General features: G+C 49.3%; 16 protein-coding genes. 13 read left to right on the forward strand and 3 right to left on the reverse strand.

The window, feature by feature from the left end:
• Positions 1-23: 23 nt before the first annotated feature.
• Positions 24-569, reverse strand: a complete 546-nt coding sequence (locus tag M3200_RS07075) for a hypothetical protein (RefSeq protein WP_022382838.1) — start codon at positions 567-569, stop codon at positions 24-26.
• A 214-nt stretch (positions 570-783) separates the two neighbouring features.
• Between M3200_RS07075 and M3200_RS07080 the strand changes: the two genes are divergently transcribed.
• Positions 784-1,164 (forward strand): hypothetical protein, encoded by a 381-nt coding sequence (locus M3200_RS07080; RefSeq protein WP_022382839.1) that lies wholly within the window; start codon positions 784-786, stop codon positions 1,162-1,164.
• Positions 1,165-1,218: 54 nt separating this feature from the next.
• Here the strand turns inward: M3200_RS07080 and M3200_RS07085 are convergent, their stop codons facing one another.
• Positions 1,219-3,012, reverse strand: coding sequence for a WG repeat-containing protein (locus M3200_RS07085; protein WP_022382840.1), 1,794 nt, complete (start codon positions 3,010-3,012; stop codon positions 1,219-1,221).
• Between the two features lie 248 nt (positions 3,013-3,260).
• On the opposite strand from M3200_RS07085, the gene M3200_RS07090 reads away from it, so the two are divergent.
• The 10 genes from M3200_RS07090 (at position 3,261) to M3200_RS07135 (ending at position 14,448) form a co-directional block, all read left to right on the forward strand.
• Positions 3,261-4,244, forward strand: coding sequence for an ABC transporter substrate-binding protein (locus M3200_RS07090; RefSeq protein WP_022382841.1), 984 nt, complete (start codon positions 3,261-3,263; stop codon positions 4,242-4,244).
• A 293-nt stretch (positions 4,245-4,537) separates the two neighbouring features.
• Entirely contained in the window at positions 4,538-5,422 is an 885-nt protein-coding gene (gene glyQ / locus M3200_RS07095) for a glycine--tRNA ligase subunit alpha (protein WP_022382842.1), read from the forward strand.
• Positions 5,415-7,466 carry a glycine--tRNA ligase subunit beta gene (gene glyS, locus M3200_RS07100; RefSeq protein WP_022382843.1) on the forward strand — a complete coding sequence of 684 codons (2,052 nt, stop codon included), beginning with the start codon at positions 5,415-5,417 and terminating at the stop codon, positions 7,464-7,466. The genes glyQ and glyS overlap by 8 nt, the downstream gene beginning before the upstream one ends.
• Before the next feature lie 272 nt (positions 7,467-7,738).
• Positions 7,739-8,368, forward strand: coding sequence for a superoxide dismutase (locus M3200_RS07105; RefSeq protein WP_022382844.1), 630 nt, complete (start codon positions 7,739-7,741; stop codon positions 8,366-8,368).
• Positions 8,369-8,547: 179 nt separating this feature from the next.
• Entirely contained in the window at positions 8,548-9,084 is a 537-nt protein-coding gene (locus M3200_RS07110; protein WP_022382845.1) for a biotin transporter BioY, read from the forward strand.
• 46 nt (positions 9,085-9,130) lie between these two features.
• Entirely contained in the window at positions 9,131-9,631 is a 501-nt protein-coding gene (locus tag M3200_RS07115) for a MaoC family dehydratase (RefSeq protein ID WP_022382846.1), read from the forward strand.
• Positions 9,628-10,782, forward strand: a complete 1,155-nt coding sequence (locus tag M3200_RS07120; RefSeq protein WP_022382847.1) for a thiolase family protein — start codon at positions 9,628-9,630, stop codon at positions 10,780-10,782. Before M3200_RS07115 ends, M3200_RS07120 begins: the two co-directional genes overlap by 4 nt.
• Positions 10,779-12,128 carry an AMP-binding protein gene (locus M3200_RS07125; protein WP_022382848.1) on the forward strand — a complete coding sequence of 450 codons (1,350 nt, stop codon included), beginning with the start codon at positions 10,779-10,781 and terminating at the stop codon, positions 12,126-12,128. The genes M3200_RS07120 and M3200_RS07125 overlap by 4 nt, the downstream gene beginning before the upstream one ends.
• Positions 12,129-12,261: 133 nt before the next feature.
• On the forward strand, positions 12,262-13,509 hold the full coding sequence (locus M3200_RS07130) for a putative DNA modification/repair radical SAM protein (RefSeq protein ID WP_022382849.1): 1,248 nt from the start codon (positions 12,262-12,264) through the stop codon (positions 13,507-13,509).
• An 18-nt stretch (positions 13,510-13,527) separates the two neighbouring features.
• Positions 13,528-14,448 (forward strand): TIGR03915 family putative DNA repair protein, encoded by a 921-nt coding sequence (locus M3200_RS07135; RefSeq protein ID WP_022382850.1) that lies wholly within the window; start codon positions 13,528-13,530, stop codon positions 14,446-14,448.
• On the opposite strand, the gene M3200_RS07140 is transcribed toward M3200_RS07135, so the two are convergent.
• Positions 14,445-15,386, reverse strand: coding sequence for a helix-turn-helix transcriptional regulator (locus tag M3200_RS07140; RefSeq protein WP_022382851.1), 942 nt, complete (start codon positions 15,384-15,386; stop codon positions 14,445-14,447). The genes M3200_RS07135 and M3200_RS07140 overlap by 4 nt on opposite strands.
• 153 nt (positions 15,387-15,539) lie before the next feature.
• Here M3200_RS07140 and M3200_RS07145 point away from each other — a divergent pair, with 153 nt between their 5' ends.
• Entirely contained in the window at positions 15,540-16,703 is a 1,164-nt protein-coding gene (locus tag M3200_RS07145; protein ID WP_022382852.1) for an iron-containing alcohol dehydrogenase, read from the forward strand.
• Between the two features lie 23 nt (positions 16,704-16,726).
• Positions 16,727-17,299, forward strand: coding sequence for a sugar O-acetyltransferase (locus M3200_RS07150; RefSeq protein ID WP_022382853.1), 573 nt, complete (start codon positions 16,727-16,729; stop codon positions 17,297-17,299).
• Positions 17,300-17,682 lie beyond the last annotated feature (383 nt).

The raw sequence follows: 17,682 nt of genomic DNA on the forward strand, positions 1-17,682 counted from the left end.
GCGGCTCGCTTTATATTCATTATTTAAAGTCCTGATTTTGAAAACTGCCTTTCGCGGATGCGCTTTTCTTTCCAGACTTCCATGCTGATGTCCATGGATGCGATTTTCAGTGTCAGCTTCGATAAGCCGTCAGCATTTTCCTCGCTGATGATTTCGGCGGTCACGTCATCATTGACCCAGAAAGGGTGGTGCTTTTCAGACAGACCGGGGCTGACGCCAAGGCCCTTTGTCAAAGCGTGGATGAGGTAGTCTCTGGCGGGGCGGTAAATCATCCAGTGCTCGGGAATCGTTGTAAAGGAAATGATCCAGAGCTTTTCGTTATGAAAGGTCAGTTCCATATTCCTGTCGATATCAAGGGAAAGGATATGAAGGGGAAAAGTGCCGTAATAGACAGCTTTTACGATTTCACTGTCTGTCATGCCGTCGTGGATCCATTCTGCTTTTGGCGCTGTTTCAATGGAGGAATCCATGCGGTCGATGGATTCTTCGAGACGCAGTTTTCCAAAAGAACGTGATGCGTCAGAAGGCAGGTGCAGCAAACGGGCAACATATTGATGCAGACGGTTCATAAATCACACTCCTTGAAGGAAGGAAAAAGCAGGAACAGATAGAAATTCTATTTTGATTTATATCTAAGTTTATCATTGGGCAGGAAAACCTGCTATCTCACAAAATTTTTATAACTATCGATAAGATAACAGTAAAACAGATAATCCTGCTTGTCATGCAGCGCCTGATGACAGATAATAGTAAGTAATACAGGACACTGGAGGAGAGCAGCTCATGAATAATTACCTTGGCGATATTATTTCCATTTTCATATGCCTTTGGTTTATCAAGACATATCTTCTGCATTACAGGATGACAAAAGAAGAAGCTTTCATTGTCAGGGAGGCGCCGAAGGTCTTCCTCTATCCTTTGACGATCCTTGTCTGCATCATGCTGATTCTCGTACCGCTTTCGGAAAGAGGGCTTGTTCCCGGCGTTGTGCCTGATTCCATCCTGAAATATACCCTCGTTTCCTTCATGCTCTGGATCACGCTGGTCCTTTATACGAAATGGAACTGGGGCGTGCATGTGACCGACAGAAAGGTCAGGAGCAGAAACAACATGCAGATGCTGCTTCTCCTGATTCTTCTCTTCCTTCTGGCAACAATTCTGTAAACGAAAAAACCGCTTTGAAAGCAATAAATGCTTCAAAGCGGTTTTATTGTGAATTTATTCAAAGAATTTCAGGTTATCGTACGTTGGGGAAACGATCCAGTTTCCTTTTGTATCGATAAGGCCCCACTTGCCATCGACTTTGACACCGGCCCTGTCATTCATGAAGGACGTCATCTGGCTGATCTTCTTTGGGAAAACGATGACGTCGCTGCCATCATAGCTGATGACCTTCCATGCATCATCCTTCACCGGAATCAGGCCGCAGGAAGCAGTGCCCGTTTCGCGGTAGAGGGGAGCGGAAATGACTTTCCCATCCTTATCAAGGATGCCGTATTTCCCGTCCTGCTTATAGGAAAGGATCGAGCTTCCCAGGTACTTGATCTCATCGTAAGAGAAGGGAACGAGCTCTTTGCCGTCGTCCATGGAAAGGACGCCCCAGTCTCCCTTGTCATTCCTGCAGATGAGGATGCCTGCTTCATCGACGGGGATGACTGCTTTGTAAGCGATGTGGGCAATGAATGTGCCGCTCCTGTTTTCCCAGCCGTAGCGGTCATTATTGAAAACAAGGATGCCGCGGCTCGATGCCGGGAAGACGCGAGCATTCGACGTGCTTGCAATGACCTTGCCGGTATTATCGATGTAACCGCGTTTGACAAGGACGGTTGGAACCGTTCCGTATTCATAGCCCCACGGATCCCAGAGCGGGAAACCGATGCCAAAACCCCATCCGCTGTGATAGCGGTGGTGATGGTGGGGACGCAGCCAGTGGCCCCAGCCCCAGCCGATTCCGATCGAGACAGGATAGCGGCGTACGACGCCTTCTTCCCTGACCTCGCCCTTCCTGACTTCTGCCAGACCATCTTCGAAGGGGAAGAGCATGTCATAATCAGCCATGAAAGCAATCGTCCCGTCCGGCTTGATATAAGCGCCGCCGTCGATTGTCTTGACACCTGCCAGGCCTTCAGAAAATTCTGTCATGACGCGCTTGAACTGCGGCTTTACAGCAACCGTTCCCTCGTCATTGATAAAGCCCCAGAGGCCTTCCTTATTCTTGACGGCTGTCAGGTGTTCGGAAAAAACAGGTACAGCTTCTTCATAAGAGAAGGGTACGACAGGTGTATTTTCCTTATTGATGAAACCCCAGAGATTTTCCTTATTCTTGACTGCCAGAAGACCGCTGCTGAAGGATGGCCCTGAATCCTTATAAGAAGGCTCGATGACAACGGCGCCGGTCTGATTGATGACGCCCCATTTCCCGTCCATCTTTACAGGCGCAAGCCCCTCAGCAAACCAGCGCGCTTCCTGGTAGAGAGGCGCAATTTCCTTTCCGTCATAGAAAAGGTAGCCGTACTTGCCATCCAGCTTGACAATGGCAGAGCCGCCCTGGAAATCAGAGACCTGATCATACATGTGATCGGAGATGACAGTGCCGTCTTCCCGATAGAAGCGTATCTTGCTGTCGGGAAGCTTGACCGCAAGCGCATTGTCCTTCCAGACAGAACGGCTTTCATAGGAAACAGGGACGATGACTTTGCCTTCCCTGTTGTAGAAGCCGCGAAGCTTGCCCTTTGATACCTCGATCAGGTTGTCACGGCCCGCCTGGCTCGCAAGGTCAGCTTCCTGGTCTTCAGAATCAGAAAGGGAAACTGCTTCCTTGTCATAAGAAAGGGGAATGACGACCTTGCCCGACGCGTCAAGCGCGCCCCACTTGCCATCCTTTTCAACGCCCGCTGCAAAGGGGACAGGGGAAAGAGCTTCAGAAGGCTGAGGGGTTTCAGCTGCATAGACATTTGCCGAAAGCGTAAGAGCGGCCGCCGCAAGAATGGCTGCCAGTTGATGATGGAACATAGAATCACCTCACAGAATAAATCTGGGAAAGCTTTCTTTTCCAGTGTTAGTTTCATTTGCCTTTATTTTAGCATATTTCGATATAAGCTTTAAAAAGAAAATATAATTGGTGTATTATAAGCAAAAGATTAATTTAATATTACAGAATAATTGACATCATTCTAATAACGGGGCATAATTTGATAAGTATAGCATGAATTCCAATGTTCGTTTTGATCATAAAAAGAAGCTGTTCTTTGAGAGGTATTATGAAAAAGTTTTTCCTGATTTTCTTCTGCTGCTTTCTTTCGATGGCCATGCTTACCGGCTGCATGGTTGAGAAAAGTTCGACTGGGCGCGTGTTGACTGATGATGCGGGAAGGGAAGTAAGGATCCCTGAAAAGCCGTCGCATATCATTTCCCTGACGTATGGCACTGATGAAGTCCTTCTTGGGCTTGTAAGTACGAAGCGGATCAGTGCGCTTTCTAAATATGCAGGGGATGAAGGAATCACTTTTGTGACGAAGAAGGAAAAGGAAGCGGTGGGGCGCACGATGGATCTCAATCCGGAAGCCGTCATGGCGCTTAAGCCGGATCTGGTCCTCGTTTCTAAGGGAACGCCTGCCAATTTCGTCCAGACACTTTCTGCATCCGGCGTGCCTGTGTTTGTCTCAATCATTCCAAAGAACTGGGATGATATGGAGGTAAGGATTAAGGGGATTGCAAAGGCGGTCGATGAAGAGGACAAGGGAAATCAGATGATAGAGGATATGAGGGAAAAGCGGGATGCTTTGGAAAAGAAGCTTTCCGCAATTTCGCCAGACCAGGAAAGGAAAGCGCTCGGACTTTCCTTCAGGGGCATCCTTGGAAAGAAGGGGACTTTGTTTGCGGAAGTCCTTGAAATGGCACATGTGAAGGATGGCGCCGCCATCTATGATATCCGCGAGATTCCAAGGGGAAGCAGCACCTTTATTTCCATGGAAGTGCTGCCGGCCATCGATCCGGATGTGATTCTTCTGCCGGTCTGGCAGTCCGGCATGCACATGAGTGAAAGCGAGTTTGCTCATGAGATCCTGTCGAATCCTGCTTTCCAGGATGTGAAGGCAGTGAAGAACCATAGGATGGTGCCATTCCCTGAGAGGTACAAGTTTGTCATGTCGCAGCACATCACCGATGCCGTGGAGGCAAGCGCAAAGGCCGTTTATCCTGAACTCTTTGATGATCCGGATAGTATGACGGTCAATGGGAATTGAATACTTGCATAACTGCTTTACATTTACCCCTGCATTTGTTATTATGTTTCCATAACTACGGCGATGAAGAAAAGGAGTACGCACAGTCAGCGATCCGGTGACAGTGAGAGACCGGTATGGTGCGGAAGGCGTTTCGGAGCTGCTGCCTGAACAGAGTAGGGCTGCTATCAATTAAGGCGGGCCAATGGCCAATGAGGGTGGAACCGCGGGTTAATGATCCCTGTAACTCGTCCCTGTAACTATATTGTTACAGGGATTTTTTATTGTTTTTCAGATTGTTTTCAGGAGGAAATATGACATTTCAGCAGATTATTCTGGCACTCCAGCGTTTCTGGTCAAAACAGGGATGCATACTGGGAGAGCCATATGACGTGGAAAAGGGCGCAGGCACGATGAACCCTGCGACATTCCTTCGCACCATCGGACCGGAACCATGGAACGTAGCATACGTTGAACCGTCCCGCCGCCCGGATGACGGAAGATACGGCGACAACCCGAACCGTCTGTACCAGCATCATCAGTTCCAGGTGATTATGAAACCGTCCCCGAACAATATCCAGGAGACCTATCTCGAATCCTTGAAGGAACTCGGCATCGATCCGGAAGAACATGATATCCGCTTCGTAGAAGACAACTGGGAATCCCCGACGCTCGGCGCATGGGGCATCGGCTGGGAAGTATGGCTCGACGGCATGGAAATCACCCAGTTCACCTATTTCCAGCAGGTCGGCGGCATTGATGAACATCCGGTAGCCGTTGAAATCACATACGGTCTCGAACGTATTGCCATGTACATTCAGGAAAAGGACAATGTCTATGATCTGGAATGGACTGACGGCGTTACCTACGGCGACGTATGGCATGAAAACGAATATGAACAGTCCGTTTATAGCTATGAGCTTTCTGACCATGATATGCTCTTCAAGCTGTTTGACATGTATGAAAAAGAAGCAACCCGCGTAGTCAAGAAGGGCTTCGTCCTTCCAGCTTACGATTATGTACTGAAATGTTCCCATGCATTCAACCTTCTGGATGCTGCCGGCGCTATTTCCCTTTCTGAAAGAACGGAATATATCGCACGCGTCAGAAACATGGCAAGAATGTGCGCCAAGGAATGGCTGAAGAAGCGCAAGGAACTGGGATTCCCCATGCTGAAGGGAGGCGAGGGAAATGAGTAAGAATCTGCTTTTGGAAATCGGCACGGAAGAAATGCCGGCTAATATTATGTCCGGAGTCGTTGATCAGCTCCGCGTTCTGGCGGAAAATGCCTTCGGAGAAAATCGCATTTCCCTTAAGGAAATCACCGTTTACGCAACACCGAGAAGACTCGCAGTCCTCGTCAAGGAAGCTGCTGACCGCCAGCCTGATGAAGAAGTCAAGAAGCGCGGCCCGTCCATCAAGGCTGCTTTTGATGAAGACGGCAATCCGACCAGAGCGGCACAGGGCTTTGCAAGAGGACAGCATATCGATCCTTCCGAGCTTATCAGGGAAGGCGAATATACATGGGCTCATGTCGTCAATGAAGGCAAAAAGATCGAAGACATCCTTCCTTCTCTTTTCACGTCCCTCATTACAGGACTGAACTTCACAAGAAGCATGCGCTGGGCTGATGAGGAAGCCCGTTTCATCCGTCCGATCCGCTGGATCGTCGCTCTCTGCGGCAGCGAAGTCGTTCCGATGGAATTTGCTCATGTCAAGAGCGGCAGAATCAGCCGCGGACATCGTTTTCTCTGCAAGGAAGATGTCACGATTGAAAGCCCGGAAACCTACAAGGAAACCATGCGCAAGGCATCTGTCATTGTCGATCAGGATGAACGCCGCGACATGATCCGCAAGGGCCTTCTTGCCAAGGCGGAAGAACTGGGCGGCAATGTCTGGCACAATGCAGACCTTCTTGAAGAAATCAACTACCTCGTTGAATATCCGACACCTCTCTATGGCCGCATCGATGAAGAATTCCTGAAGCTTCCGGTACCGGCTGTCGTTACCCCGATGAGAGATCATCAGAGATACTATCCTGTCAGAAATGAAGACGGCTCCCTGATGCCGTACTTCCTTACCGTCAGAAACGGCGGCACAAAGGCAATCCATAACGTACAGATCGGCAATGAACGCGTTCTCCGCGCCCGCCTTGACGACGCTAAGTTTTTCTTTGAAAACGACAGGAAGAAGAGCCTGGAAGGCCACCGGGAAGACCTGACCCGCATCAACTATCAGGAAGGCATGGGCACCATGCTTGACAAGGCTGACCGCCTCCAGAAGCTGTCTGATTTCATCTGCGACGGATGGAACCTTTCCGCTGATGAAAAGGCTGATGCAGAAAGAGCAGCTTACCTTTCCAAATCCGACCTTGCTACCGGCATGGTTACCGAATTCACTGAACTGCAGGGCGAAATGGGCAAGGAATATGCTCTCCTCGACGGTGAAAAGAAGAACGTTGCACAGGCCATTTTCGAACAGTACATGCCAAGATTTGCCGGCGATATCCTCCCGCAGGAATCCATCGGCCGTGTTCTTTCCATGGCTGACAAGCTCGACAACCTCGCTGCTACATTCCTCCGCGGCCTCATTCCGACAGGCTCCCAGGATCCGTTTGCTTTGAGAAGACAGACCATCGGCGCTGTCAACATCCTGACTGACGGCGGCATCCACTGGGATATCAGGGAAGGCATCAGAAAAGCGCTCGAACTCCTCCCGGGTGAAAAGGAAGCCAAGGAAACAGCTCTGGGCCAGATCGAAGAATTCTTCCGCCAGAGAATCAAAGCCATCATGCTCGATGAAGGCATTGCTTACGATATCATTGACGCAGTCCTCGCAGGCCCGGTCGACGACATCGAAGCTCTCTTCCTGAAAGCAAGAGCCATGGCAGAAAGCCAGCTGAAGGATGAAACCGATCTCCGTCAGGCTGTCACAAGACTGGCAAACATCACCAAGGACAAGGAAGGCGGAGCAGTCGATCCGTCCCTCTTTGAAGTAGAATATGAAAAGAATTTGCAGGCAGCACTTGATGAAGTGAAAGCTGAAGTTCTTCCGCTCTACAAGGAATACCAGTACGGAAAAGCTCTCGCTTCTCTGAAGAAGCTGACAGCTCCGATCAATGATTACCTGGACAACGTCATGGTTATGGTCGATGATGAAAAGGTCAAGGCCAACCGTGTTTCCCAGCTGATCTCTGCACTGGATCTCTTCCGCGCATGGGGCGATTTCAGCAAGCTCGTCTGATAGGACATAAAGCATCAATAATAAAAAGAAGTCTCTTCTAGCCGGAGAGGCTCTTTTTTCATGCCGGGAAGGGGATAAATCAAAAGGATCTCTCTTTATGTTTACAAAATTCGATCTAAATGATAATGAATGGTCACAAAAACGCAACACATTATGAAATTTCTATATCGAAACACGCTTGACTATTTCGAAAATTTACGATACAATACATTCAGAGTTAGTTATTAACTAAATATATTTAGAAAAGTTTACATATGAGAGGAGAGTTTATTATGGCTTTTGAATTACCCGCTTTACCTTATGCTTATGACGCTCTTGAACCTGTGATCGATGCAGACACCATGCGTTTCCATCATGATAAACATCATGCAACCTACGTAGCAAACCTGAACAAGGCACTGGAAGCTCATCCGGAACTGTTTGAAAGATCAGTTGAATTCCTGATCGCTCATCTGAATCATCTGCCGGAAGACATCAAAGGCGCTGTCCGCAACAATGGCGGCGGAACATACAACCACACCCTGTTCTGGGAAATGATGGCTCCGGAAGGACAGACTGCATTTGCAGGCCCTGTTGCTGACAAGATCAAGGAAACCTTCGGTTCCTATGAAGAATTCAAGAAACAGTTTGCTGCTGCTGCCGCAGGCCGTTTCGGAAGCGGCTGGGCATGGCTCGTCGCTGACGGCGACAAGCTTGAAATTCTTTCCACTGCCAACCAGGATAACCCGCTGACAGAAGGGAAGAGACCGCTGCTCTGCCTGGACGTCTGGGAACATGCTTACTACCTGAAGTATCAGAACCGCCGCGTTGATTACATCAATGAATGGTTCCGCATCATCAACTGGGACTTTGTCAATGAACAGTACAAGAAGTCTCAGGAAGCAAGACACTGCGGCAAATAATCACGAAAATTAAGGATACCCTTAATGATAATCACCTCACAAAGACCCGCCCTTCTGGGCGGGTTTTTAAATGAGAGAAGAGCAGTAAATTAATTGTCAACTGTTAATGAAATCTAGTTGACATAAATAAACCAAGTGACTATAATAATTTAAGTAAATCACTACACGGAGGGGTTCTTATGGGAAATAATCATTCTGTACGCATGCAGGTCATGTGTGCTCTCTTTACAGCAGTCTGCGCCGTATTCTCGCAGCTGACAATACCGATCCAGCCGGTGCCGATCACTCTGGGCTCCTTTGCAGCCCTCATGGCAGGCGGATTCCTTGGCAAGCGCTACGGTTTCCTGAGTCTTGTCATCTACCTGCTTCTTGGCATGGCAGGTGTTCCTGTATTCTCCATGATGCGCGCAGGCGTTTCCGTCATTGCGGGACCATCCGGCGGATTCATCGTCGGCTTTGCAGTCATGGCATTCATCGTCGGCCTTGTCGGTGAAAAGCTCGGCTTCACGTTCAAGAACATGCTCCTTGGCACAGTACTTGGTACGGCAGCCTGCTATACGATGGGACTGGCATGGTTCATGTTCCTGACCGGAAACGGACTCTGGGCTTCCATGCTTCTCTGCATGTTCCCGTTCCTGCCGGGGGATATCACAAAGATCGTTTTGGCCTCTTACCTGATCAGCAGATACCGCAAGAGACTGATCGGAACCAACTGATTCATAAGACCGTTCCCCAGGGAACGGTTTTTTCATAGGAGGAAATATGAAAGATGCAGTAAAGGCCATCTGCCGCATATGGCGCCCGGAGTGGCAGGGGATGCTGATGGGCAGGCTGACATATAAAAAAAGAAATGGAGAAAATAAAGCGTATGAGGAAATCATCCGCGATGGGAAACTTCTCCGCGTGGCCGTCCGCGGCAGGAAAAGCGGGGAATTTCTTGAGCTCATCCTTTCAAAACCTTCTGCTCCCAAAGAAGGAGAGAAGCGGCCCGATGAAGCCGCCTTCTGGAAATCATTTTCAGCAGATGAAGTCAGAGCTTACAGCAAAGCGCTTGGCGACCATAATGAAATCCATTACACAGAGAAACCCGTCGTCAGCGGATTTCAGATTTTTGAATCCGTGATGGAAGAGTATCCCTCAGATGGCATGAAAATTTCGTTCCATCATCCCGTCTTCAGCGGAGAAGAAGTATACTTGATGGAGAAAGATCAGAAGATTGAAGGATACACGGATCAGTTGTGCTTTGTGGCGGTGAGATCATGAGAGACAGGAAGGTATATATATTAGGAGGACTCCGGTCGCATATCGGGATCCGGTATGGGATTTTCAAATCAGTAAGGCCCGAAGTGCTGGGCGGTCGTGTAGCCGCCGAGCTTTGCAGAAGGTACAGCGTCGTGCCGGACCTTTGCATTTGCGGGAATGCAGTGGGACCCGGAGGAAATATCGGAAGACTGCTTCTTTTGGAAAGCGGTTTCCCTGAAAGGGTGCCTGCTTTTACGCTTGATCTCCAGTGCGCTTCCGGTCTTGCCGCCATCGATATGGCCGCAGGCAGGATTGCGGCAGGGCAGTGCGATGTAGTCCTGGCAGGCGGCGCGGAAAGTGCATCCCTCCAGCCAAAAAGAATATATGCCGATCATGATGAAAGGGCAAAGCTCAGGAATCCGGAATTCACAGCGGCGCAGTTCATGCCGGGAGAATTCGGAGACGATGCCATGCTCCTTGGGGCAGAACGAGCTGCCAAAGCGGCAGGCATTACAAGGGAAGAAGCGGATGAAGCGGCGCTTAGAAGCCAGATGCTTGCAAAAGATGCATCCGAAAATGGAATATTCAGGGATGTCATCCTGCCCCTCTTTGGCAGTACAAGGGATGAAGCCATCCGTCCCAGAATGAGCAGGAAGCTTCTGGAAAGGGCGCCGCGCGTGACGGATTTCCAGGATGGGATACTGACGGCCGCCAACTCCTGCACAATGAATGACGGAGCCGCTTTCCTTCTTCTTGTTTCTGAAGCTTGGGCGGATGAACATGAAATCACGCCTGCCTTTGAAATCGCAGATACGAGGCTCATCGGCAGCGATCCCAAGGTGCCGCCTCTTGCGGCGGACGCGGCGGTATCGGAAATGCTTGAGGCCAATCAGCTCACTTACGAGGATATCGATGCTTTCGAGTATAACGAAGCATTTGCCGTCATCAGCGCGCATTTCATGAAGAAGCATCCTGAAGTGGCCGGGCGTCTCAATCAGGCAGGAAACGCTCTTGCCTACGGGCATCCTTATGGCGCATCCGGCGCTGAGATCATGATCCATCTGATGGAAATCCTCCGGGAGAAGGAAGGGCGTCTTGGCGCGGCTGCCATTCCTGCTGCCGGCGGTGTCGGTGAAGCCATCCTTGTAAAGCGCACGGAGGCGGAAGAATGAAATTATCCGATTATGTGATCCGCTGGGGGAAGGACAGGCCGGATCATGCTTTTCTTTCTCTTGACGGGAAAACGATCACTTATGGAGAAGCGGATGCTTTTACAAAAGGAAAAGGGGAATCTTTGCCTGAAGAAGTGCACGGGAAGGTCGTTGCACTCTACCTGACGGACCCGGCAAGCCAGGTGCTCTGGTTCCTTGCCGTGGAAAGAGCAGGAGCCGTTCCGCTCCTTGTCCATGAATATATCAAAGGGGAAAGACTCGAGGAACTCTTCGATGCGCGCCCGATTGATTTTTTCCTGACGGACAGCGAGACGGGCGGCGTTTCCGTTTCCAAAAGGGAAGACGGGCTTTTCTTTGGAAGAATCAAGGATACGGGCATCACAAGAAAAGAAGGCGTTGCTGTCCTGACTTCAGGAAGCAGCGGCCTTTCAAAGATCCTTTTCCGGCGTGTGGAAAGCTGGGCGGATTTCTTCCCTGTGCAGAACAAGGCCTTTGGTGTGGACGGAAATTCCATCCTGTATACGCAGGGATCCATGGCATTCACGGGAAACCTCAACATGCTCTTTTCCTTCATGGCCGAAGGCGCGGTGATTGCAGGGACGATGAAAGTCCTTCCGCGCACATGGATGAAGGAAATCATATCACTCCATGCAACGCATATTTACATGATTCCTTCCAAGCTGTATCCTCTTTCAAGAATGAACGGGTCGTCGGATTCTGTGAAATATATCCTGACCGGTTCCCAGCTCATGACCGAGCGGATCCTTACCGGCCTTAAAAAGCGCTTCCCGAAATCTGATACCGTCATGTACTATGGCGCATCAGAACTGAATTATGTTTCCTGCATACGGGGAAGCAAGATCCTTGAAATGCCTGACAGCGTGGGGAAACCCTTCCCCGGCGTTAATGTCACGATCAAGGACGGAGAAATCTTTGTAGAAAGTCCGTACAGGGTCGAGGATATTCCTCTTCCCTTTACCTGCCATGACCTGGGCTATTTTGACAAGGACGGATGGCTCCATTTCACAGGAAGAAGAGAAGATGTATATAATATCAAGGGAAACCACGTCAGCCGCCAGCGCGTCATTTCCCATATCCTCATGACTGAGGGCATCGATGAAGCGGAGCTTCTTGCCGTTCCATCAGAAAACGGGCTGCGCCTTATTGCCTTTGTCGCAGGGGATGATGTGCCGGATACCAGGACGATGATACGGAAACTTCATGAAAAGCTGGAAATCTGGGAAATCCCTCACCGCTTCATCCGCGTCAAATCCATTCCCAAAAGATCGACGGGAAAGACAGATAAAGATGCGCTTTTGAAAATCCTTGAAGAATCAAAAGAATAAAAGTAAAAGAAGCTCTGACAAAATGACTGCACATTTCGCCAGTGTTTTTTTATTGAAAGAATAGAACAACTATTCCCATATAAAAGTCCTTGTGCTATAATATGGAATAGAAAAAATGTTCTAGGAGGAAGAGATGGACATAGAAGACAGACTGGATATACTGGCAGACGCAGCGAAGTATGATGTGTCCTGCTCTTCAAGCGGCTCATCGCGGCCCAATCGGCCAGGCGGCCTGGGGAATGCCTATTACAGCGGCATCTGTCACAGCTGGACGGCGGACGGGCGCTGCATTTCACTGCTGAAGATCCTGATGACGAATTCCTGCATTTATGACTGTGAATACTGCGTGAACCGGAGGAGCAACGATACGCCGCGCGCCATGCTGACGCCCGAGGAAATCGTGCTTTTGACGATTGAGTTTTACCGCAGGAACTATATAGAGGGACTTTTCCTTTCATCCGGCATCGTGAAGTCGCCGGATTATACGACGGAGCTTTTGATCCGCACGGCAAAGCTTCTCCGCGAAAGGGAGCATTTCAATGGGTACATCCATATGAAAGGCATTCCCGGAACGGATCCGAAGCTTTTGAACGAGCTTGGCCGCTACGTGGACAGGGTGAGCGTCAATATAGAGCTTCCCTCGGAGAAGTCGCTCCATCTTCTGGCACCGCAGAAAACGAAGCAGGCCATCATGGCGCCGATGAAGTTTTTCCGTGACTCGATCAGGGAAAACAAGGAAGAAAGGAAGAAATTCAAGAGAGCGCCCTCCTTTGTGCCTGCTGGACAGACGACGCAGCTCATCGTGGGAGCCAGCGGGGAAAGCGACCGGCAGATTCTCCTTCTGACGCAGGGACTGTACCGCAAGGCATCTTTGAAGAGAGTCTACTATTCCGCGTACGTTCCCATAATGAAGGGGAAGAACCTGCCTGCAGTCAAAGCGCCGCCTCTCATGAGGGAGAACCGGCTCTATCAGGCAGACTGGCTGCTCCGCTTCTATCATTTTGATGCGGAAGAAATCCTGTCGCCGGAGGAGCCTGATTTCGATGAGGAACTCGATCCCAAGTGCTGCTGGGCGCTCCGCCACAGAGAGCTTTTCCCTGTCGAAGTGAACCGCGCGCCTTATGAAATGATACTGCGCGTGCCCGGAATCGGCGTTAGGAGCGCGCTTAGAATCATGCGCCTTCGCCACTATGGGACGCTCAATTTTGAAGACTTGAAGAATATAGGAGTCGTGATGAAACGCGCCCGCTACTTTGTGACGATCAACGGGAAGTATTCCGCGCCGGGAAGTCTTGATGGCATTGACCTCCGTAATGCGCTCATATCGGGCAAAGCGGCAGAAGAAGTCCGCCAGATGAGTCTTTTCGGCGGGCAGGCATAGGCTCCTTGGGGAGGATGCATGTATTACTACTATGATGGCACATACCCGGGATTTTTGACGGCCGTCTATGAGATTTACCACTACGGAACAAGCAAGCTTGAAGGAATCGGCCCGGAAGGAGGAGAGGTTCGTCTTTTCGGCGCGGATTTTATTGTGAAGACAAATTTCCTCTATGCGGAAAAGGTAGCGGCAAGTTTTGAAAAGAAATGCGGCAAAAAAGGCATCCGCCAGGTGTACCGTGCTTTCCTTTCTGCAAGGCCGGAGAAGGAAATGAAGATTTTCGAGTACATGCGCCGCGGTTTCAAGACGGGAAAGGATCTGTATTCCTACTGGAAGGAGCCGTGGGCGAGGGAAATCCTGGAAATGGGAAGGGAAGTAGGCAATGAAGCGGAAAAGTTCCGCGGCATCCTTCGCTTCAGCGAGCTGGAGGAGGGGATGCTTTTTGCTTCCATCAACCCGACGCACAATGTGGCACCTATCCTGGCGGAGCACTTCAAAAACCGCCTTTCGGCTGAATCCTGGGCAATCTATGACGTGAACCGGCAGATTGCGGCGGTATATGAAGAGGGGAAAGTATCGATTGTCGAGGTAGAAGATCCGAATCTGGAACTGAAGGTCAGCAAGTCAGAGGAGGACCTGCGGCAGATCTGGCGGAACTATTACCGCCATCTTGGCATCGAAGACAGGAGAAATCCAAGGGAAAGGATGCTCTACCTTCCGAAAAAGTACTGGCCGTACCTGACGGAGATGCAGGATCCTTACAATGTGCAGGATGTCAGCATGAAGGGGCTTCCTGAAAAGAAGCGGCCGAGGAATGTCAATCTGAACATATCCGGGCGCGAGTTTGAAAATGCGCTGCGTTCTGTGCAAAGAAAAGCCGGCATCCTTGAAAAAGGACTGCCGGAAGGAAATAAGGAAAAGAAAGACGAGGAATCCTAGCTGAGGGAACGCGGGGATTTCCCGTAATAATGACGGAATGATTTGTAGAAATTGCTGCTGTTGCTGTAACCAAGCACGGCAGCAATTTTTTCTATGGTAAGATCCGTGTGGTCAAGAAGAATCTTCGCTTTCTTCATACGTATATCCAAAAGGAGGGAAGAAAAGTTTTTCCCGAACAGTTTGGGAAGAAGGCGGGAAAGATAAACGGGATGATAGCCGAAATGCGCGGCAAGGTCTGAGAGAGTGATTGTATCCGAATGAGATTCCATATAAGAGAAAAGCTGGGAGGAAAGGGGATCCGTATCCACGATTTCATGGGAAAGCCTGTATTCTCTTGCAATGTACATGATCATCGAAAGGATCAGAGGCTTCAGCACCTTCTGTGTATCTTCCTTCTTATTGGCATATTCAATGATCATAAGATCCAGAAGATGGTGGATTGGAGAATCCTTTGGCAGGGAAAAATGGATGAATTCATCGGAGTATGCATTGGTCGTCGGATCCAGAAAAAAACGGACGAGAGAGGCATCTGATGAAATCGGGCCCAGGTAATCGCGAAGGAACGTCTTCCTCTGGATGAGGACGCCGGCAATCACAACATCTTCTGCGCTGTCGCATCTGAGCGCATACCCGCTGTAGGGCTGCCCGACGTAGCAGTCGCCTTCCTTCATGAGAAGCTTGTGGTCATACTTGGCTGAAACTGCTTCGTAGTCACCGTAGTAAGCAAAATTGATGAAGAAGAAACTCTGACGGTGAAACCGTTCCTGGATGTGGTTTCCCTTGAATGCGCAGACCATGACTTCTTCATCAGGTTCTCCGAGCCATTGGGAAATGAATTCTGTTTTTCCGCTGACTGGTTCGAGACGGAAATCCCAGTGGAGATGCGGGAATTCCCGGGCCAGTTTCTCTATGGCATCCGAAAGCATGCGTCCTTTCATAGTATCCCTCCTGATGTTAATATTTGACACTAAATATGTTAACACAAAGCGCTGATGAAAATCATCCGTGATTTTATAATGTAGAAGATCCCCGGGAAGATTGACTTGATATTGGTTTAGCTGTAAGTGACTAATCAGCAGGAGGATTCAAATATGTACAACTTTAATTTCGATATGCCGGCAAGGGTACTTTTCGGTGAAGGCAAGCTTTCTGAACTTCATGAACAGAAGCTTCCGGGAAAGAAAGCCCTGATTGTGACATCAAATGGTACGTCCGTCAAGAAGTACGGATATCTGGATGATGTAAAGCATGAACTCGATCTGGCCGGCGTTTCCTATGAAGTCTTCGACGAAGTCCGCCCGAACCCGACAAGCAAAAATGTCATGGACGGCGCTGAAAAGGCAAAGAAGACAGGATGTGATTTCGTCATTGCCCTGGGCGGCGGTTCCATCATGGACTGCACGAAGTGCATTGCACTCATGATGACGAACCCGGGCACCATCTGGGACTACAGCCTCTCCCTTCACGGCGGAAAGAAAGATGCTCTTTATGCAGCTTCTCCTATCGTTGCCATCACAACATCGGCCGGCACAGGCTCTGAAGTCGATATGGCCTCTGTCATCACAGATGAAGCGACACAGGAAAAGACAGGGATTTTCTTTGAATCCATGTTCCCGTGCCTTTCTGTTGTCGACAGCCGCCTCATGATGAGTGTCCCGCAGAAATTCACTGCTTATCAGGGAATGGATGCATTCTTCCATGCGGCTGAATCCATGATCAATAAGAATGAACATACCATGGGCAGAATGTTCGCGCTGCAAGCAATCGAACTCATTGCAAAGAATCTGCCAAAAGCTTATCATGATGGAAGCGACCGTGAAGCAAGAACAAACATGGCTCTTGCCAATACACTGGCAGGCTATTACATGCTCTGCACATCCGAGCATACGATGGAACATGTCATGGAAAGCTTCCATGACGACCTTATCCACGGAGCCGGCCTCATCATGATTTCTCATGCATACTTTGATTTCTTTGCAGAAAGAAAAGCAGCTGAGCAGCCGATGATCGACATGGCAAAAGCCATGGGTGTCAAGGATGCATCGTCCGGAAAAGATTTCATCAAAGCACTTGATGACCTGATTGCCAGTGTCGGCTGCAGCGATCTCAGGATGAGCGATGCAGGCATCACGAAGGAAGAATTGAAGAAGTATCCGCAGAAAGTGCATGAAGTCCTCGGCGGCGACATCACGGCGGATCCTGTTCTGCTCTCCGATGAGGATTACCTTGCCATCTACGAAGCTTCCTACAAATAATAGGAAATGAGGGAAAGGATAATATGACTGAACTTGAAAAACTGGAAGCAGGGCTTCCTTATGATTTCAGAGATCCCGAAGTGGACGCAAGAAAGCTTCATGCCGTAAAAATGTGCAAGGTTCTCAATGAAACCGATCCGACAGATTATCCGGCATGCGAGAAAGCCATCCGGGAACTTTTCGGAAGCGTAGGAAAGAACCCGGTCGTGCTCCCCAGGTTCAATTGTGATAACGGAAAGAATATCCATGTGGGGGACGATTTCCTGACCAATTACAATGTAACGATCCTGGATATAGCACCCGTTACGATCGGAGACCATGTCATCATAGGACCAGGCACGCAGATCATCACAGTCAATCATCCTTTATCCCCGTCAGGCAGAAGAAAAAGTCTTGGCATTGCAAAACCAGTGACGATCGGGAATGATGTATGGATCGGGGGAAGTGTCATCATCGTTCCAGGCGTCACGATCGGAAACAATGTCGTCATTGCGGCCGGTGCCGTTGTGACGCATGATGTGCCGGATAACTGCCTTGTGGGCGGTGTTCCTGCCAGGAAAATCAAGGATATTCCCAATGATCTTGAAGAGGAATAAGCCTCTGATTCATCACTTCTGAATTTGAATATCTGCGAGAAAAAGCTGGGAGCCTCCCCATGGATGGCCGCCCGGCTTTTATTGATGAATCCATTTTTTGACAGAAACATGGATTTTTCATGATAAATAGTCATTAACCAATATACCTAAATTTTTGTCCTGGAATATGATTCCAGATTTCAGAATCTTCTGAAAGTTAGATTTTATCGATGAACAAATTGTTCGGCATTGCATAAAATATTATGACACCCTTGGATAATTCATGAATAAGTGATACCATTATATATAGAAAAACACTTATTTATAAATGGTCGTCTATCGATGAACATAGAGGGAAGATGTTCAGGGAGGTGATGGTTCAGGAAGAGCTGCTGCGGAAAGCT

Origin of the sequence: Dialister sp. CAG:357 (genome assembly GCF_000435155.1) — a bacterium.
In the GTDB taxonomy this organism is placed as follows: Bacteria; Bacillota; Negativicutes; order Veillonellales; family Dialisteraceae; genus Dialister; species Dialister hominis.